Genomic DNA, 19837 nt, shown 5'->3' on the forward strand with positions numbered 1-19837 from the left:
CCTCGGGCATCTTTCAAAATATTTCCCATTAATGTCCTTAATCACGCTTACTTCAGATATCGGTCACCAGGACTATCTTGTAAGTGCCATCAAGGGCCAACTGCTGCAGGTTGACCCGGGTTTCAATATAATAGATATATCCCACGGCATCTCGCCGTTTAATCATCCCCAGGCAGCCTATATCTGCCGGAGCGCTTTTAAAAACTTCCCGCCACACACGTTTCATATCGTGCTGGTCAACCTGTTCGACAAAAAACCCGAAAGACTTTTACTCGCTTTCCACAATGATCAGTATATCCTTTGCGCCGACAATGGTTTAATCACCATGATCGTGGAAGGAAAACCCGAATTGGTCATCGGCCTGCCCCTGGATGGTTCGGCACTGATGCCGGCCGCCGGCCTCACATTTAACGGTGGACCAAAAAACACCTTATACTGCGCCCGGATCATGGCGGAAGCCATAAAACGCATTCAAAATGGCACCAGCATCACTCAGATAGGCGAAGAAGACATCGAAATAGAGGTAAAGAACCCGCTTCGACCCAGGATGACCGACAATTTTATTGAAGGACAGATCATATTTATAGACCATTTCGAAAACATCATTGTCAACATCACAAAAGAAGAATTCGAGGAAAAACGCAGGGGACGCGACTTTATGATCGTTTTTCGCCACGGCGACAAGATCGAAAAGATCAGCGACCACTACTCAAATGTGCCCGAAGGCGAAAAACTAGCGCTCTTCAATTCGGCGGGATACCTGGAACTCGCTATTAATAAAGGCAATGCTGCCGGCCTCCTCGGGCTCAGCGGTTTCACAGAAAAATCACAGAATGCCCAAAACCGGCTCATCTACCAGCTCGTTAAGGTTGACTTCTTCTGATAACCGGGGCGATCCTAAAACTTAAAATTGACATTTTACAATTAACAATCCTCTTGTCAATTATCGCAGAAATTAATCTAAAACAAATATCATAATTACATAATTTCACGCCCTCTTAGGTTTAAGCCTCATTACTCGCGGCTTTCGTTTGCAAGTAATTAAAAATCATGTAGGTTTGCCAAGTTTCAAAAAAATTCGATGCAAATGAACTTCAACAGATTGAACAATATTGTAGGGTGGATCGTGGGCCTTATTGCATGTACCGTGTATATAATGACGATGGAACCAACCGGTAGTTTATGGGATACCGGCGAGTTTATCTCCAGTGCTTTCAAACTCCAGGTCCCCCACCCGCCCGGCGCGCCAATGTTCATCCTCCTTGGCCGCTTCTTTATTGTACTGTTCGGAGACAATCCCCAAAGCGCCGCCAGGGCCGTGAATTTCATGAACGCTATCGCCAGTGGTCTCACCATCCTGTTCCTGTTCTGGACCATCACCCACTTCGCCCGCAAAATGGTGCAGAAAGGCCGTGAAGAGCTGACCGGCGCAAACCTGTTTGTTGCCATGGCTGCCGGTGTTGTTGGTGCCCTCGCCTATACTTTCTCTGATTCATTCTGGTACTCCGCCGTTGAGGGTGAGGTGTACGCACTTTCATCCCTGTTTACCGCCATCGTATTCTGGGCCATCCTGAAATGGGAACATGAGGTTGATCGCGAAAGCCAGACAGACGGGCATAAGTTCTCCCGTGCTGATCGCTGGCTAGTCTTTATATTTTATATGATGGGTCTGTCCATCGGTGTTCACTTATTGAACTTATTGACCATACCCGCCATCGTGATGGTGTATTATTTCAAAAGATACAAAGTCACCAAGTGGGGCACATTCTGGGCCTTTTTGATCGGTTGTATCATTACCGGCATTGTGCAGGTAGCGATCATCCAATGGTCCATTAAAGGTGCAGGCGCCTTTGATATCTTTTTCGTGAACCAGATAGGCACACCGTTTTTCGTGGGTTTTGGAATTTACTTCGCCATCCTCGCGGCATTGCTGGTGCTAGGTCTCCGTTTCAAACCCGAGCAGATCAAAAAGTTCAATGCTTTTGGTGTCTGGCTGGCAGCCATCATCCTGATGTTCTGTTTTCCCTTTATCAATTCGGGAGGAACATTTTTCCTGCTTCTACTTGCGATCAGCGCTGTCGTAGCCATTTGTTATTATGCAAAAGACAAGATCTTCTCTTTCCTGAAGATCGCCATCTGGTCAACCATTTTCGTGATCGTTGGATACTCAACATATTTCACCACACTGATACGTTCGAATGCCAATCCATCTGTCGATATGTACAATGTCGATAACCCGGTGAGTTTAGTGGGCTATCTCAGCCGTGAACAATACGGAGACTGGCCAATATTATACGGACCGTTTTTTACGGAAGAACTGACCAACGAAGACTATGTTGAAGCAGGTGATATCTATGTAAAAGGAAAAGATAAATATGAAGTGGCCGGCAAACAACGCAAGCTGAACTACAGCGGCATGGAAACGGCTCACCTTTTTCCCAGAACCTGGGACAATGGCACCGAACGTAACCAGGAAGGGATGTACCGCAACTTCGGTGGTCTTGAACAGGGGGAAGATCCGAATACTGCTACCGATATCAAATACTTCATGAGCTACCAGTTCCGGTGGATGTACTGGCGTTACTTTATGTGGAACTTTGCCGGCAAACAAAACGACCTGCAGGGTTTTGGCAACATACGTGATGGGAACTGGCAATCCGGTATCCATTTCATCGACAACGGAATATTTGGCATCAGCACCGACCAGGAATTGCCCGATACCGCAGGAAAAACAAACAAGGCGAATAACAAGTTATTCTTCCTGCCCTTCCTGTTGGGTATAGCCGGTTTTATCCATCAATACATGCGCACCCGCCGCGATTTTTTTATCAACTTCTTACTATTCTTCTTCACTGGTTTTGCCATCGTGATCTACCTTAACCAGGCGGGCCAGCAACCACGTGAACGTGACTATGCCTATGTTGGCTCGTTCTATGCTTTTGCTGTCTGGATAGGCCTGGGTGTGATCTGGGTCCGCGATCAGCTTGCCCGGTTTATGAAAGGCAACCTGGCCACCCCATCTTATATAGCCTTCGGAGTAACGCTGCTTGCAGTACCGGTGCTGATGGCTTCACAGGAGTGGGATGACCATGACCGTAGCCAGAAAACACTTGCCCGTGATCTTGGTTTCAACTATCTCGAAAGTTGTGAAAAAGACGCAATCGTGTTAACCTTTGGCGATAATGATACCTACCCGCTGTGGTATGCACAGGAAGTGGAAGGCAAACGCCCCGACCTCCGCGTGATCAACTATAGCCTGCTTGGTACCGACTGGTATGTAAACCAGCTTCGTTATAAACTGAATGAAAGTTCACCTGCCGATGTAATCTTTACCGAAGAGCAGATCCAGGGCGAGACCCGAAACGTGATCCCGGTTTATCCTCTTCCCGGATACGACCAGGCAAAATATTCGGATCTCTATACTGTGTTGAAGGATGTTGTAGCCAGTGATGATCCGGCACGTAAGGTGGCTATGCAAAGTGGTGATATGGCTAATGTGTTCCCGACCAAAAAAGTGTCTATCCCGGTTGATGTGGAAGCGGTAAGAAAAACAGTTAAGCTGAATCCGGGCGATACGATTGTGAATGTAGTGAACCTCGATATCAACAAAAACTACCTCCAGAAAAATGACCTGGCATTGCTGGCCGTGCTCGCAACGAACAAGTGGAGACGCCCGATCTATGTTACTTCAACTGCCGAACTGCGCAATCTGGGGCTGGAAAAATATGCAAGAATGGAGGGCCTGACCTACCGCATTGTACCGGTTGAAAATTCACAGATCCAGGTTGATGTTGCCTACAAAAATGTGATGGAAAAATTCACTTACGGTGGTGCCGATAAAAAAGGAAATTATTTTGATGAAGAGAACCGCCGTCATATAAACAGTATCCGCCAGACCCATGCTGTACTTGGTAAATTCCTTGCGTACAATGGCCGTAAAGATTCTGCCGTTAAAGTGTTGAACAAATACGACCGGGGTGTGGATGAGAGCAATGTGCCTTACGGAATGACCTCGAACCGTGGTAATTTCCATAATGATGTGACCAAAGAGTTCCTTGAAGCAGCCTACCTGGCGGGTGACAGAAAACTGGCAGCAAAAGTGAAAGCTTCTTTGAAAAAAGATCTGGAACAGCAAATGAAATATTACCGCTCGCTGGGTGAAAATAATATGACCAATGAGCAGCTTGCCATGCAGGCAGCGCAGTTGCTGAACAACAAACCGGGTGATCTCTCATCCAAACAGCAACCGTTTGTATACGATATCTATACTTCCTACCAGATGCTGCGCGAAATTGAAGCAATGGAACAACAGTTCTCTGCCCCAAGACCCGCAGCTCCACCTGAAAATGCACCGGTGCAGCTTCCGAATCCAAGAGATACGGAACAAGGTAAAGGAGACAGACAATAGGTGTTTGCAATCAACTAATTGTAAGATCAACCAAATGCAAAATCCCCGGCCATCCGCCGGGGATTTTGCATTTATGGAACGCCGCTAACATGTTTGGATTCGTGGAAACGACGCTAAAATAAGGGGTGTTTTAACCTATGGCTACCGCATGGATCAATAGTATGTTTGACATGTAGAAACGAAGTCTGAGGCCCGAAACCCGTTGTTTCCTCATACTATCAGAAATGCGACTAAACATATATACACTTCTAAAACTTGTCAATCATGCTTGCAATATATCCTTCTAAAACAGCTTTCCCCCGGGTGCCGAATCATCCCTGGACCTTCCCGTTTATGATTATAATGCTGGCAATCGTTTTTATGCTTAGCAGTTTTAGTGGACCCGGCAATGAAAAACAGGATGCAGAGATTTCGCGCCTTCAAAACCAGGTATCACAAATTATGATGCCGTTTATTAAGGCCCCCGATAAATGCGTTGTGCAGTATGCCGTTGTATCATTTATCCTTGATTCCGCCTCAAAACGCCTGGATACGATCCGCTTCCAGTCAAACCTTCCTGAAAACGTGCAGGACAAGATAATGGCTAAACTTGGCAAAGGCATAAAGATCAACTGGGCAGTGTTGGGCGGTGACCATGGATTAAAGAATAAGGTGATCAAGCTCCCGGTATTGATCGCCAACCAGGCAAAGGAATGTGAAAAGAAAGGCAATATTCCCGCAAACCAGGTCGCAGCCATGTTATATGGAATGCTGGGCACAGCGGAAACAACACCCGCCCTCATAGACCGTAATATTTACCTTCCGCTGACAGAAATTGTGATTATAGAGTATGCAGGTAATGACAACAAGGCAAAATCTTGGTAGTTAACGCCTGTACTATCCATTTTAGATTACTTTGCCAGTATGTGGATTGACCTGGCTGTTGTCCGACCTAAGTTTAGACTGGAAATCAGTTTAGAGAATTGGGTGTTGTTCTGAAATCATTTTTCCTTTGCTTTCTGCAATTGTATCCATCTTTCGCTTTTACCAAGCAATTGTGACACTTCTTTATTACTACCAGTTAGTGACAACGCAATTTTAGTAGTAAGCGATTTAATGGTGTCTACAATGCTTTTTGCATCATATCCTTCGTTTAGTGCCTCGGCAATTAATTCAGCAAGATTGGAATCCTCATACCAATTTTTTCTAAATGAAGTAAAGTTGATGCGGTCATATTCAGATATATCGCCCATGGTAATGGGTCCTTTACCAACATATCGCAGGCAAATTCGTTTAATTAGATTTTGCAACTCACGAACATTGCCAGGATAATTTCTTTCCTTAAGGTAATTAATAATGCCTTCATCAATAATTAAGTCCGGCTCAGGAATATTTTTTTTGAAAAAATATTCGGCAAGTAGCGGAATGTCTTCTTTTCTTTCATTTAAGGATGGTGTATAACATTTCCACAATGAAATTCTATCATAAAGATCTTTTCGGAAATTACCTGTCTCCGTCTCCAGTTCAAGGTTCCGGTTAGTGGCACATACAAGTCTGAAATTCGTTTGCTTCCATAAATTGCTCCCGATCTTTTTATAGGTCCCCTCCTGTATAATACGCAATAACTCAGCTTGCATTGTGAGGGGCAACTCTCCTACTTCATCTAAAAACAACGTTCCATTGTTAGCGAGTGCAAAGGCACCCTCCCGGGTGTAATCTGCCCCGGTGAAAGAACCTTTTTCATGACCAAAAAATTCGCTGCCGGAAAGTTCTTTTTTTATGGTCGTGCAGTCAACCAGAACAAAATCTTCTTTGTTTCTGGAATTATCAATTTCATGAATAAGCTTTGCAAAAAGCTCTTTCCCTGTGCCTCTCTCGCCAAGGATTAAAACCGAAGCAGAAGAATATACCGCAACTTCAATGATGCCACGCAGCATCTTCTTAAGGAGACTGCTCTCGCCAACGATGCTTCTTCTTACGAGTGATGACTGCAGGATGCTCTCAATATTCCTCCAACGCAAAATTTTTTCAATTAGATTTTCAAAGTTTTCAGTTAGAGACAATAGTTCGAAATAATACTCTGCCCCGTAGTTTAAGATCTTAATAACTTCATCTCTGTTAAGGGCATCTGGAGATGAATTAATTACAATGACCCTTTCACATTTATTCTTCAGCTGTATATTTAGTAGTGATATAAGCGCTTCATAATTATGGTACCCGTCAATTACAATTATCCCTAATGGGAATGCAAGTTTATGATGCCATTTTTCTAATAAGAGATTATTTTTTGTAAAAGTCTTCGATAATTTATCATTGAACATTTTATTCTCTGACAAATCTTGCAGCCAAACCGCCGTATGTTCAGTTTTCCTTTGCACAGAGAAAAGGATTGAAGCATCAAAAAAATTAATGAAGTTCCTTGTTGTTTTTTTGGAGAGGAGTACCAGTTAGCTCGATTTGCGAATACATGCCTGGGTATGGGACGTACAAAATACAAATAAGAACTCAAAAATGGAAATATATTTTATTGATAAGACATTAGATAATAGTCTTTATAGAGACGTTACTAAACACGAAAATTATTTCGTGTAAAAAGTATTCTTTCGTCACTGAATGAAAAATTATTCGCATAAAGCCTTCAAAGTATACGAAAAAGCTGGTGGCATACTATTCGCTTCTTTAGTACTGCCGGCGTTTATTTATTCATCATTTAAAAAATTTATTATGCACAATATCGATCGCACAGTTGGTGAAGCCAACTATGAATATAACCAGGAAGGTGGTTATGAATTAAATCCTGAGAGTTATGAAATAACAGGGGAATACGGTCAGGAATTTGAAGATGAATTCTTGCAGGAATTGCAGGAGACCGGAGAGCTGCCAGGTGAATATGGCCAGGAAACTAGTCATGAATCGTACGAAATGAATGAAATCTCACAAGAAGCATTTGAAACGGAACTCGCTACTGAACTACTTTCTGTGAGTAACGAAGCCGAAATGGAACAGTTCCTGGGTAAACTTGTGAGACGTGCAGCTGGAGCCGTAAAAAGTTTCGCAAAATCCTCTGCGGGACGAGCAATCGGTGGGTTTCTAAAATCAGCAGCCAAAAAAGCTTTACCCTTTGCCGGTCGTGCACTAGGCACTTTTGTAGGGGGACCTCTTGGAGGCGCCATTGGTGGAAAGCTAGGTTCGCTCGCAGGTAATCTTTTTGAGTTAGAACTCGAGGGACTAAGCAATGAAGACAAAGAATTTGAGATGGCAAGGGCTTATGTACGCTTTGCTAATCATGCAGTGAGAACTGCGTCACGCAACCCAGCGTTTAGGTCCAGACCACGCTCTACGGTAAGAAGTGCCGTGATTTCTTCTGCACGTAGGTATGCACCCGGTTTATTGAGAAGAATACCTAGGCCAAGACCTTATCCTTCCAATGGAGGTGGCTATAACTACGGTGGTGCATGGAATGGTTCGGCGCAACAGGATCAATCATCAGGTACATCATCTGGTACATGGTACAGGCAGGGCAATCAAATTATTCTTAATCTGCAATAACAAATGGCACGTAGTTTATTTGCAACACACTTCATTGTAAATGAGGCACTGTCGCTTTTGAGCAGACTTGAAATGATTAAGCCGTTTGCACTCACAATGCCAATGGTTGTAGCGGCTAATATTTCTGATGATGCGTTAAAAGCCGTTACTGACCTGATAATTGTTGGTAACAAAGAGCTGAAAAAAAGTGTCCGTGATTTTGTCTTCTGGGTTAGAGATCCGTCAGGTTATCATATCTCTTCAGAGGAGGCGCAAAAACGATTTGCATTACTTAAACTACGGTTTAATGCCCTGCTGGATGAGTTGGATATTTTTGCAGATGTCACCTCACAGCGCGCTGAACACGAAACTGGCGTTTGGGTAGCTGGCCTGGATGCACTCGCCGAAGATACACTTAGCCTAAGAGGAAACTATTACCAATCCCCTCCGGTGATTTGTTATCTGGAACGAGGACATGGTGCGGCGATCCGACGAGCCAGGACAAGATTGCCGGGGGGGAAACTTAATCCAGTTGCAGTGATCCAGGTGCCCAGAGAAAGAATGGTGGGCTGTGGTATTGCCTCATCCCTCATACATGAGGTAGGCCACCAGGGAGCAGCACTCTTAGATCTTATTGGTGTAATCAGAAAGGAAATAAGGATAAAGCAGAGCCTGCGAAGAAATTTACTTGCCTGGGAATTGTATTATCGCTGGATATCAGAAATTATTGCAGACTTCTGGGCAATGGCGCACCTGGGTATCGGGGCTACAATCGGTTTAATGAGCGTAGTAAGCCTACCCCGGTACTTCATGTTCAGAATACAATTAGACGATCCGCATCCTTTTCCATGGATCAGGGTTAAGTTGAGTCTTGCGTTTGGAGATGCACTTTATCCACACGAGCAATGGAGACGTTTTGACAGACTCTGGAATAGCATGTACCCGGTAGAAGCACTTGATAACAGAAGCAAAGCGATTATCAGGGAACTGGAAATATGCATGCCTGACTTTGTAAACATGATCATTACTCTTCGGCCACCTAATTTAAATGGCAACAAGTTGGCCGACATATTTCCCTACAAAGTCCGGCAACCTGCCAGTCTGCAATTCTTATATAATACCTGGCGTTTCGCACCGGATGCAATGAATGCTGCTCCCCCATCCCTTGTCTTTGCAGTAATTGGGCAGGCACATGCAGATGCAAGCATTTCAGCTATGACCGAAAGCAAGTTACTTTCTAGATGGCTTACCCACTGGGCTTTCCTGCGTTCTGAAAACAGGACAAAGAAAGAATCCAAAAAGATCATTCACGAGATAAAAAATTTGATTACCGTTTAAAAAATACAATATGAGCCAGAATATAACCATCAATCCCCCGGAATATAAACATGCTGATTCCAGATTCAAGGACTATTTCTATGAAATCACATGTAATACTTCTGTCAATAACGCAACGGTAGACCTAACCCTTGACCTGGGAGTAGGTGAAGACGAGAATGAACTGCCAGAGATCTTTTATAGGACGGCTAGTGGTGTAAAAACAAATGCTGATCCCAATTTTTATGCTATCATAACACCAGGATCATCAAAACCAATTAATGGATACAAATTAGATTTGGTGCAAACTACCAGTTCGAAAAGAATTTATCAAACAGGTATTTCACTATCAGACTTTTCCGACGGAAATAATGAAATCTTTGTCATGTACAGTGACACTTCGAGATCACAATCAAATGCAATCCTGAATCTTTTTATAAGTCCACCGGCAAATGAATTATTTGTCAAAAGTGGAACTACCTTGACTTTAGTTAGTCCTCTTCCTGCTGAAATCAATAATAGTTTAGGCGAAGTAGCATTGCAAAAACCCGTCGCAGGAATTACTACGCCCATTACCAGCGTAAGGCTTACCCGGGCCGACACCGGAGATTCCGATGATCAGAAACTCTGGAAGGCAATCAAAGCGCATTTTCTAAATTTCGATCAGTATTCAGAATTTATTGATGACATCATCTGTGCGCCCAAGGCCGGATATAGAAATGAAAGAGACCTGATGAAAAAAAGGACCCCTTTTGTCAAAACCGATGAATATAATCTGGTAAAGTTCGGTACTGAATTCTTTATGTTATTCAAGTTCGGCATTTCAGCTTTCGAGATGAAAGGTTATGTTGGTAGTTCCGGCAAATTGCCTTATTACGATTTTATAATCAAGCGAATTAATGATCAATTGACCCTGGCGAATAATACCAATTTAACAAGATTTTTAAATGATTGTGAGGAACGTGAAGAAGAAAGGGTATTCAATCCCTTTATGGTAGAGCTTATCTGGAGCTATTGGATGGAACAAGGTATGCTTGTACAGGCACTCAATGTAATTACTTTGCGCTTTCAAAACGTACAGGGTTCTAAATATCGTGATCCTTTGGTAAGGTTCAATACCGATCCACTTCGCCCTCTGAGCCACATATTGTGGGGTTATATACAGGATGAACAACACCGTTTATCAATTCCGAGAAGGGTTGTTGAATATGATCATGAATATGGATTAAAACTTACCGGCCAGGCAGTACCAAGATTTGTTGGTGTAGATACACGGGTACCATTTTTGGGAGCATTTCACAACCTGCTAAACATTTGTACCATTTATTTTAAGGAGTCTGACGACACTACGCGTATTGCCGATGCTTTCCCTATACTCAACGCATTGAAGGAAGTGCATCTATTACTTGCCGAGGGGAACCACAATGCTTATGGTAATCTTACCTGGACTGCCCGCCAGGAAATGTTGATGCAGCAATATATTCTTGCCCGTCCCGAAATGCGTGAATTTTTAGGAGGTCGTGTTATGGTTCCCTACCAAGAGCCCTGGATGGACCGGGTGGATACGATGCGCGATATACAGGGATGGGGAACTACGAGCATCGTATATTTTTATGAATTGGCGGTACATGGAGAGCTAATACTGTTATCGATTCGTTATGGAAACTGGAGTGATGTAAACCTTGACCGTCAGAATGCGGCAAACTGGGCCCAGGAATTCCGTAATAGCATCCAACGTTATATACATGCTTACCGTGCGGTGACAGGTGTTGAATTAAATGCTGTAACGGCAGAAAGTGTGCAGCTGGTTGAACATTTTGCAACGCAACCCTCCTATCTCCTTTCACGAAGGCTGCTATTAGAAAACAGATCAAGAAATCGGGCATGAAGTCCTGATCACCCTTTCAACTATAAAATCTATGTTATGCTTATTCCTAAGATAATAACCCGCTGCTTACATGTATTATTACATGCATCAAGACCCAATAATAAACAGTTCAATGACACTGCTTTAGAAAATTGGCGCGAACAAACCAAACACGGTGCAAAGGTGATACAGCTATACCCTACAGGTAAACGAACTGCTGCAAAAGTGATTCCACTGGATAACTAAGTTGAATTTAATAACCCCAGTTCATATGTTACCCTACTGTTCATTCGTCAAACGGATATCTGATTGAAAAGCCGTCACAACGAAATTGAATTGCAACTTCTATGAATGTATAAGTAATTTCAAATGATTCATTCAGTTACCGCAAAAGGTAAAAACCTTGTATCATGATATATGAAACAATACAACAAAAAGGAATGCCTGCGAGCGTGAAGCCGGTGGGACAAAACAAGAACTCGTTAACTCAGCCTACCCTGAACCCCCTATTGATAAAATGGGTTCAGCATTCGTTGAACAAGATATTGAAAGCCAACCTGCCGGTTTCAGGAAAAATGGAACAACGCACCTTGCAGGCTATAAAATATTTGCAAAAAAAGCTGGGCCTTCAGCCAGATGGACGCCTAACCATAATATTGTTAAATAAGCTTCGGAGAATTTTAGCTAAAAGGAGTGGAAGATCAAAAATTCAGAACAAAGTGCGAAGCTCTACAACGACAAGAGGCCCTCAGCAGGTAACTGTACCAATACAGGTCACAAACAGCAGTAAACGGAATTCCAGCCCAGCGCAGCGCATAGCTCCACGAATTACTAATCCGTCACAGCCAATAACCTCGCAAAATATTAATGCGTCACAGCCAATATCTTCACCAGGAACGGCTGCATGCAACGCCTGTGGGTGTACACATAGCCTTTGTGATGTACTTCCTCATTTTGAAATCAATAAAGATGTCCTAAATCCGTCGCATATTGTACGTATACAACTATTAGCTAAGAAGATAGTTAGAGCCCAGATAAATGGAGTTATCTCTACTGGACATACAGATTCAAGTGGAAGCAAGCCAAACAACCTAAAGCTTGGAAGACGGCGGTCGGTTGCTGTAATAAATGAATTGTTTAAACAACTGGAATTATTGCGACCAGGGTACCTGCACAAAGTATTTTTCAGAATCAATTCAAAAGGGGAAACGAGGCCCGTATCAAGTAACCCGGCCGATAATCGCCGGGTAGAAATATGTCTGAAGAAAGTGATAGTCGTATAATCAAAAGTGACAGTGTTTAATCAGAATCCTTTTCAACAAAATCTAAAAAAATGCAAAGAACAATAATGGATGAAATATTCAGCGAATATGAAACCAAGGAAGCCGAAACGAGCAACATGGTCAATGAATTGGGCTGGGAATTAACTGAGGCAGAATTATATGAACTAGGCGGATTATTCAACAGGCTGAAGGATTTTGCTAAAAAGAAATACAATCAGGCAAAACCGCTTATAGCAACTGCTAAAATTATAGCAAAATTATTGGGTCCGGCTGACGGACCGCCACCACCACCGCCCCCGGTCAATGATATAGCAGTATATATTGAAGACCAAAAGAAAAGACATATCGAGAATGCGCCTTCCCCACAAAATAGAAGAAAATATGTACAAAGACCAAGGTAAAATACAAATGCCTAATAATACTATACATGCTGGATGTGAAAAATATAATGAATGAGTTATCTGACTTCATTGCTTTTTCCACTATCAGCAGTAGCCGCAACCAACAAGAGAACATGAGGGCATGTGCTGTGTGGCTGGCGAAACATCTTCAATCTATTGGAATGCAACATGCAGCTGTCTACAAAACAATGGCTCATCCTGTAGTGTTTGCAACATATAACGTACATCCCTCATTCCCTACAATTTTATTTTACGGTCATTACGACGTGCAGCCGGTGGATCCCTTGGCCAAATGGGACACACAGCCCTTCAAGGCTGAAGTTAAAGGCGCGCATATATATGGGAGAGGGTCATCTGATGATAAAGGTCAATTATTCATACACATAAAAGCAGTTGAACATCTTTTGAAGAAAAAAGGATCATTACCTGTAAACGTAAAGTTTTTAATTGAAGGCGCGGAAGAAATTGGCAGCAAAGGTTTAAAGAATTTTATAATTGCAAATCAGCAAATATTACATTGTGACGCTGTGATGGTATCCGATACAAAAATGATTTCCAAAGACATACCTGCTATCACTTATTCCTTGCGTGGTGCATTAAATGCAGAAATTACTATCAAAACTTCGGGAAAAGATCTGCATTCCGGCACGTTTGGCGGGTGCGTTCCAAATGCAGCAATCGTTTTAAGTAATTTTCTTAGTTCTTTACATTATGACAATAACTCAATAGCCATAGAAGGCTTTTATGATGATGTTGTTCAGGTAGGCAAAAAAGAAAGAATGTTCATGAAAATGAATGGACCTTCGGACGAGGATATCTTGAAAGACGCAGCAATCCCGGTTTCATGGGGTGAAGCCAATTACACAATGTATGAAAGGACAACAATCAGGCCTTCCTTATCTGTTACAGGCATTTCTGGAGGATATGGAGGTGAAGGTGTAAAAAATGTCATTCCCTCGAGCGCATCAGCAAAACTTAATTTCAGATTAGTGAGAAATCAAAACCCGGGAAGAATTGAAGCACTACTTAACCGGCATATTGAAAGATTTATTCCTAAGGATGTTTGGGCGTATGTGAAGTATAGTTCACAGGCAAATCCAGTAGACTTCAAGAGTACGAATTCTTATTTACTGGGGGCGGCTTCTAAAGCATACGAATCTGTATTCCACGTAAAGCCGAGGCTAATTAAATCAGGGGGTACGATACCAGCTGTGGAATATATGAGCAGTATTCTTAAAGCGCCTGTCATTTTAATGGGTTTTGCGCTGGCCAGCGATAATATCCATGCCCCAAATGAACGGTTTTATTTGCCAAACTTTTTTAGGGGAGTAAAAACAGTTATTGAATTTATAAAGATAATAAGGTGCCTGGATCCACCTACCTTTCATCCGCGAGAATCACTGTCATAAGATATTTTATGAGGCCGAAGTTAGCTGGAAAGGAAATATTGTCATTTCAAGAACTACGAAAATCGGGATCCTTAAATCATTCAGCTATGTTTATTATTGATGCACACTGTCATGCCGGCAAAGGCGATGGCTTTACGGGCCCTTGGGACACACGTGCGTCGTTAAGAAAATTTTTAGGATGGTCAAAGAATGCCGGTATCTCTAAGACGAATTTATTCGCGGCTTTTCATTCTGATTATTCAATCGCGAACGCAGAAGTCGCGTCTATTGTAAATTCCAATCCGGAAAAGTTTTATGGTTTTGCTTTTATAAATGCCGTGAGTGACAGGGGGAGGGTGTTTGAACTTGTGAAGAAGGCTGTTACCGAATATGGATTTTGCGGCATCAAAGTGCACCGACATGATGCGCGGATCTCAAGAGAAATATGCGAAACCGCTAAATATTTTTATCTGCCTGTTTTATATGATGTGATGGGTGAAGTTTCTATGATTGAGTTACTTGCTACCGAATATCCCGATGTGAATTTTATTATACCACATCTTTCGAGTTTTGCTGATGACTGGCGTGCACAAATCGCTTTTATTCCCATGTTGGAAAGGCATAGAAATGTTTTTACTGATACTTCAGGCGTCAGAAGATTTGATTTGCTCGAAATGGCATTTAAGAGGGCCGGGTCCGAGAAAATTCTATTCGGTACCGATGGCCCCTGGTTACACCCTCGGGTAGAGCTGGAGAAGATCTTTGCACTGACAAACAATAAGGCCGAGCTTGAAAAGATGCTTTCGGGAAATTTTCTGCGAATGACCACCAGGGTGAGAAATAAAGAATATAAACATTTAGACCAAAAAATTCCCCGATATCGAAGAACAGATTCCATATTGAGTAATGAATATCGCGATCCATGGTTGGCCGTCTAAGTGTCCTTAGATGATAAAATAAATCAGGTATGATTGATTTTACTTCCTCTTTATATCTGGGAATGAAACATAGCAGTGCTGAGCTGCCCGGATGGAAACAACTTACTTCAGGCGCTCCTTCGGCTCTCTATGAATTTGAACAAAGCAAACAAATTACAGCAAAGGTAGCGCTAATGCAAGGTCTTAGTAGCGGAATCACCTCACCTTCAACTTTGCATCTTTATTGGGATCTGTATGGTTTCCTGGGCACCAAACGAATAGTAGTTTTTATAGATGAAAAAATTTATCCTGTTTCGAAGTATGGGATTGAAAGATTAATCGTTAAAAAGATCCCGGTGAGATCATTTAGGCATTTTGATATATTTCATCTTGGCCAATTAATAAAATCTTGCCTTCCGACAAATTCAATTCCTGTTATACTCACGGATGGTTGGTGCCCTCAATGTGGAAAACCTGCTCCGGTTAAAGATTACCTGGAAATTTTGAGGCCATTTGGAGGGAAAACAATATTAGATGATTCGCAGTCATTTGGAATTCTTGGAAAACGAATAAACAACACTTGTCCATATGGCAAGGGAGGTGGGGGGATATTGAAATGGTTGAATCTCCAGGACCCTAACGTCGTTACCATTAATTCGCTTGCCAAAGGCTTCGGTGTTCCAATGGCAGTAATGAGCGGATCTGTAGACTTTATTCAAACTTTTAAGAAATACAGCGAAACCAGGATACATTCAAGTCCCGTCAGTGCTGCACATCTCAATGCAGCATTGAATGCGCTTATGATTAACGACAGTCTGGGTGACCAGAAAAGAAACAGATTATGGAAAAATGTCCTATTATTTAGAAATGAGTTGACGGGATTTGGTGTGAGTGCAAATGGGGGGATTTTTCCCGTCCAAAACATAAACCAATCAAACGGCGAAAAGATTACAGCACTTCATGAAAAGTTAATTGCATACGGAGTAAGAACTGCCTTAACATCACCGCATTTAGAACCACATCCGGTTATTTCGGTTATAGTGCGGTCGGATCACTCAGAAAATGACCTAAGGCGATTAGGCTGTTATCTAAAAAAATCTTGTCAAAGAATGTTCTGAATACCGATACACATAATCTTTGCAGCCTGTTTTGCGAAGAATGCGATTTCCTCCCATACCCCTCTATGCCACCAATTTTGGAGCCAATCATGGGCCATCTCCTCAAATTCGCACTCCGCCTATATTTGTGCATATTTCAATTGATCAGAAAACTGCATCCCACTTCACATTAATATCTGCTTCCATTAATATTTATATCCATATGTAATAAATTAATCGACAATGTTTCAGCGCCTTTGTTAAACTTATGACGAGTAGAGACCATGAATTTCTGCATGTTGGAGATAATCGCGATGGTTAATCATGAATACCGAACCTAATCCTGAAAAAGACATTAGCGGTTTACTTTACCGATTCAGGACGTTCATTTAGAAAACGGCCTATGATCCTATCCTGCGACTGATTTATGTGCTCGTCAAAATAGCCGGCTCCTTCTTTATCTTCGAAGATTCATCAGTTGATTCCCCTAAGAGGTCAAACGTTCAGTTGCTTATCCGGGAAAACATATGTTTTCTCTGGCCAATCATGGGCCTCGTAAAATTGAAGTAAATGGGATTGTCTCAATCCGCGCCAGAACTCAGGCACGGAATCTTCCCCACAACAATCAGGTGATTTATTTGTAATTAATCCGTTGGCAAATATTGCTTAAATTGAGATAATTGATTCACTAAAACTTTTGCGCGTGATTGGCTACAACTTTTCAAAATTTAAACCGGGTGAAGGAGGCAAAAGCAAATTCGAAGAACTGCTGGATCTTTTCATGCAATTGCTCAGTTATACCAACGGAGATGTGAGCGAAGCGATGAACTGGATGAACCAGCTGGATAAGGAATACAATCTTACCAACGACGAATATGGCATGGGCGACTTCATCGATGAACTGAAGGAAAAAGGTTATCTAAAGGATAACACAGAGACCGGGCAGATCAAGATCACCCCGAAAACTGAACAGGGCATCAGAAAACGTTCGCTTGAAGAAATTTTCGGCAAACTAAAAAAGACCAAAGCCGGCGACCACCATAGCTTCAAACCTGGCCAGGGGGATGAGATCAATCCTGAAACCAAACCTTTCCAGTTTGGGGACACCCTTGAGCAGATCGATTTTACGACTTCTATCCTGAATGCACAGATCAACCATGGTATTGATAGTTTCATGATGAGTGAAGATGACCTGGCCATCCGGGAAACCGATTTCAAGGCACAGACCTCGACGGTGCTGATGATTGATATCTCTCATTCGATGATTTTGTATGGGGAAGACAGGATCACACCGGCCAAAAAAGTGGCAATGGCGCTGAGCGAACTGATCACCACCAAGTATCCGAAAGATACCATCGATATCGTGGTTTTTGGCAATGATGCCTGGCCGGTAGAAATCAAGGACCTGCCATACCTGGAAGTCGGTCCTTATCATACAAATACTGTAGCCGGACTGGAACTTGCCCTGGATCTGCTTCGTCGTCGTAAAAATCCAAACAAACAGATTTTTATGATCACCGATGGTAAGCCTACCTGCCTTAAGATTGGCAAGAAGTATTACAAGAACAGTTTCGGCTTAGACAGGAAAATCACCAACCGCTGTCTCAACCTTGCTGCACAATGTAAAAAACTTAAAATACCGATTACTACTTTTATGATCGCCACGGATCCATACCTGCAGCGGTTTGTTACCGAATTTACCGAAACAAATAATGGTAAAGCCTTTTTTGCTTCACTGGACAGGCTCGGTTCATTCATCTTCAAAGATTTCGAGAACGGCAAACGTAAAACGGTTTATTAAACAGGTCAGTTTTCGTCAACAGCCTTGCCCCCTAAGCTATAAATACCTGGACCTGTACTTACCGGTTTAGCACAGATCGTATAAGGGTATTCATGGATTAGTGAACCGACTATGTTGCCTGAAAGAGCAACCACCGGATCTTACAAAATATTAAAAGCGTACTATAGCTAAGCAGATGCTGAAGCTGCCAAATAAAAAACCAACAATGGATATTAAGAAAATAAGGACATTAGGCGAACTGAAGAAACAAGGCTACAAACCAAAATCAGTTAAGGAAGAAATCCGCGACAACCTCATTAAAAAATTACAGGCAAAGGAAGAAACTTTCAGCAATATTATCGGCTATGAAGAAACGGTAATACCTGATGTTGAACGTGCACTCCTATCCAAACACAATATCCTGTTTCTTGGCCTCCGCGGCCAGGCGAAAACGCGTATGGCCAGGCAGATGACCATGCTGCTGGATGAGTATGTACCGGTGATCGAGGGCAGTGATATCAATGATGACCCTTTCAATCCCATCAGCCGTTACGCGAAAGATCTTATCGCAGAAAAAGGTGATGCCACTCCAATCAACTGGCTGCACCATTCAGAACGTTACGGTGAAAAACTGGCGACTCCGGATGTAAGTGTTGCTGACCTGATCGGCGATATTGATCCCATCAAAGCGGCAAACCTGAAGCTGAATTTCGGTGATGAAAGGGTTATCCATTATGGCATTATCCCCCGTAGTAACCGTGGCATATTTGTTATCAACGAGATCCCGGATCTGCAGGCTCGTATCCAGGTTGCTTTGTTTAATATCCTGGAAGAAGGTGATGTTCAGATTCGGGGCTTCAAGCTTCGTATGCCACTGGATATCATTTTTGTCTTTACGGCTAACCCGGAAGACTACACGAACCGGGGTTCCATCGTAACACCACTCAAGGATCGGATCGAGAGCCAGATTTTGACCCACTATCCAAAAACGATTGATACGGCTTTAAGCATTACAGAGCAGGAAGCTGACATCCCCGAGGCTCAGTCATCAAAAGTTAAGATCAGCGATCTCATCAAACGTACCATCGAGCAGATTTCTTTCGAGGCCCGCGGAAGTGAATATGTTGATAAGAAAAGTGGTGTTTCTGCACGCCTCAGTATCTCAGCTTACGAAAATGCGGTGAGTGCAGCTGAACGCCGTGCCATTATTAATAACGAAAAAGAAACGCAGATCTGGATCAGTGATCTGTCTGGTATAATACCATCCATCACCGGTAAAATCGAGCTGGTTTACGAAGGTGAACAGGAAGGCCCGTACCAGGTGGCAACAAACCTGCTGGATAAAGCTATGCGCACCCAGTTTGCAGCTTATTTTCCGAATCCTGATACGTTCAAGAAAAAAAGGAATCCTAAACTGCCGCAGGAAGAAAATCCCTACAAACCTGTTCAGAACTGGTTTGATAAGGGCAATGCGCTAAACCTGTTTTTGAATACGAAGGACCAGGAAAAGATCCAGCAGCTTTACAAGGTCGATGGCCTGCATTCACTGGTTAAGAAATACTATAAAACAGCAAATGAAAAAGAAGCTGCTTTACTCATGGAGTTTGTACTACATGGTCTCGCCTCTTATTCGTTGATCAGTAAAAAAATTGTTGATAACAAGATCGAGTTTAAGGACCTGATGGGATCTATGCTGAATATGAGCAGTGGTACCAGCCAGGCTGATGACGATTTCGAAAATGATGATTTTAATTAACAAACATTATCTAATAATCTGCGGGTGATCAATCTTACGGTTGCATAAGACCGCGAACAACGCTAATCTTAAAGTTGTACCAGTATTTCACAGTAAACCCCGGAATTACCGGGGTT

At 42.6% G+C, this 19837-nt stretch carries 14 protein-coding genes; 13 read left to right on the forward strand and 1 reads right to left on the reverse strand.

The annotated features are described in order from the left end of the window. The first annotated feature begins 31 nt into the window (after window positions 1-31). From ACX0G7_RS20020 to ACX0G7_RS20030, 3 genes are all read left to right on the forward strand, one after another. Window positions 32-883, forward strand: a complete 852-nt coding sequence (locus ACX0G7_RS20020) for an SAM hydrolase/SAM-dependent halogenase family protein (protein WP_458925298.1) — start codon at window positions 32-34, stop codon at window positions 881-883. Between the two features lie 204 nt (window positions 884-1087). Further along, complete coding sequence (locus ACX0G7_RS20025) at window positions 1088-4408, forward strand: protein O-mannosyl-transferase family (RefSeq protein WP_458925299.1); 3321 nt, start codon at window positions 1088-1090, stop codon at window positions 4406-4408. A gap of 264 nt (window positions 4409-4672) precedes the next feature. Then, complete coding sequence (locus ACX0G7_RS20030) at window positions 4673-5272, forward strand: hypothetical protein (RefSeq protein ID WP_458925300.1); 600 nt, start codon at window positions 4673-4675, stop codon at window positions 5270-5272. Window positions 5273-5388: 116 nt separating this feature from the next. Here ACX0G7_RS20030 and ACX0G7_RS20035 read toward each other — a convergent pair whose 3' ends face one another. After that, on the reverse strand, window positions 5389-6765 hold the full coding sequence (locus tag ACX0G7_RS20035) for a sigma 54-interacting transcriptional regulator (protein WP_458925301.1): 1377 nt from the start codon (window positions 6763-6765) through the stop codon (window positions 5389-5391). A 346-nt stretch (window positions 6766-7111) separates the two neighbouring features. Here ACX0G7_RS20035 and ACX0G7_RS20040 point away from each other — a divergent pair, with 346 nt between their 5' ends. From ACX0G7_RS20040 to ACX0G7_RS20085, 10 genes are all read left to right on the forward strand, one after another. Continuing rightward, a complete protein-coding gene (locus ACX0G7_RS20040; protein ID WP_458925302.1) occupies window positions 7112-7936 on the forward strand; it encodes a hypothetical protein in 825 nt (274 codons plus the stop codon). A gap of 3 nt (window positions 7937-7939) precedes the next feature. Further along, complete coding sequence (locus ACX0G7_RS20045; RefSeq protein ID WP_458925303.1) at window positions 7940-9253, forward strand: hypothetical protein; 1314 nt, start codon at window positions 7940-7942, stop codon at window positions 9251-9253. Between the two features lie 10 nt (window positions 9254-9263). Beyond that, window positions 9264-11120 (forward strand): hypothetical protein, encoded by a 1857-nt coding sequence (locus tag ACX0G7_RS20050; protein ID WP_458925304.1) that lies wholly within the window; start codon window positions 9264-9266, stop codon window positions 11118-11120. Window positions 11121-11539: 419 nt separating this feature from the next. Beyond that, on the forward strand, window positions 11540-12382 hold the full coding sequence (locus ACX0G7_RS20055; protein ID WP_458925323.1) for an OmpA family protein: 843 nt from the start codon (window positions 11540-11542) through the stop codon (window positions 12380-12382). A gap of 50 nt (window positions 12383-12432) precedes the next feature. After that, complete coding sequence (locus tag ACX0G7_RS20060; protein WP_458925305.1) at window positions 12433-12783, forward strand: hypothetical protein; 351 nt, start codon at window positions 12433-12435, stop codon at window positions 12781-12783. A 47-nt stretch (window positions 12784-12830) separates the two neighbouring features. Then, on the forward strand, window positions 12831-14192 hold the full coding sequence (locus ACX0G7_RS20065) for a dipeptidase (protein WP_458925306.1): 1362 nt from the start codon (window positions 12831-12833) through the stop codon (window positions 14190-14192). 86 nt (window positions 14193-14278) lie between these two features. Beyond that, complete coding sequence (locus ACX0G7_RS20070) at window positions 14279-15109, forward strand: amidohydrolase family protein (protein WP_458925307.1); 831 nt, start codon at window positions 14279-14281, stop codon at window positions 15107-15109. A gap of 29 nt (window positions 15110-15138) precedes the next feature. Beyond that, window positions 15139-16206: an aminotransferase class I/II-fold pyridoxal phosphate-dependent enzyme gene (locus ACX0G7_RS20075; protein ID WP_458925308.1), complete on the forward strand. Its 1068-nt coding sequence runs from the start codon at window positions 15139-15141 to the stop codon at window positions 16204-16206. 682 nt (window positions 16207-16888) lie between these two features. Continuing rightward, on the forward strand, window positions 16889-17986 hold the full coding sequence (locus ACX0G7_RS20080) for a vWA domain-containing protein (RefSeq protein WP_458925309.1): 1098 nt from the start codon (window positions 16889-16891) through the stop codon (window positions 17984-17986). Between the two features lie 205 nt (window positions 17987-18191). Next, window positions 18192-19721 (forward strand): MoxR family ATPase, encoded by a 1530-nt coding sequence (locus tag ACX0G7_RS20085; RefSeq protein WP_458925310.1) that lies wholly within the window; start codon window positions 18192-18194, stop codon window positions 19719-19721. The last annotated feature ends 116 nt before the right edge of the window (window positions 19722-19837 follow it).

It is taken from the genome of Flavitalea antarctica (assembly GCF_054461535.1).

Coding starts and splice junctions, on each gene's coding strand:
- ACX0G7_RS20020 (WP_458925298.1), top strand. CDS start 32: ATGTCCTTAATCACGCTTACTTCAGATATCGGTCACCAGGACTATCTT.
- ACX0G7_RS20025 (WP_458925299.1), top strand. CDS start 1,088: ATGAACTTCAACAGATTGAACAATATTGTAGGGTGGATCGTGGGCCTT.
- ACX0G7_RS20030 (WP_458925300.1), top strand. CDS start 4,673: ATGCTTGCAATATATCCTTCTAAAACAGCTTTCCCCCGGGTGCCGAAT.
- ACX0G7_RS20040 (WP_458925302.1), top strand. CDS start 7,112: ATGCACAATATCGATCGCACAGTTGGTGAAGCCAACTATGAATATAAC.
- ACX0G7_RS20045 (WP_458925303.1), top strand. CDS start 7,940: ATGGCACGTAGTTTATTTGCAACACACTTCATTGTAAATGAGGCACTG.
- ACX0G7_RS20050 (WP_458925304.1), top strand. CDS start 9,264: ATGAGCCAGAATATAACCATCAATCCCCCGGAATATAAACATGCTGAT.
- ACX0G7_RS20055 (WP_458925323.1), top strand. CDS start 11,540: ATGCCTGCGAGCGTGAAGCCGGTGGGACAAAACAAGAACTCGTTAACT.
- ACX0G7_RS20060 (WP_458925305.1), top strand. CDS start 12,433: ATGCAAAGAACAATAATGGATGAAATATTCAGCGAATATGAAACCAAG.
- ACX0G7_RS20065 (WP_458925306.1), top strand. CDS start 12,831: ATGAATGAGTTATCTGACTTCATTGCTTTTTCCACTATCAGCAGTAGC.
- ACX0G7_RS20070 (WP_458925307.1), top strand. CDS start 14,279: ATGTTTATTATTGATGCACACTGTCATGCCGGCAAAGGCGATGGCTTT.
- ACX0G7_RS20075 (WP_458925308.1), top strand. CDS start 15,139: ATGATTGATTTTACTTCCTCTTTATATCTGGGAATGAAACATAGCAGT.
- ACX0G7_RS20085 (WP_458925310.1), top strand. CDS start 18,192: ATGGATATTAAGAAAATAAGGACATTAGGCGAACTGAAGAAACAAGGC.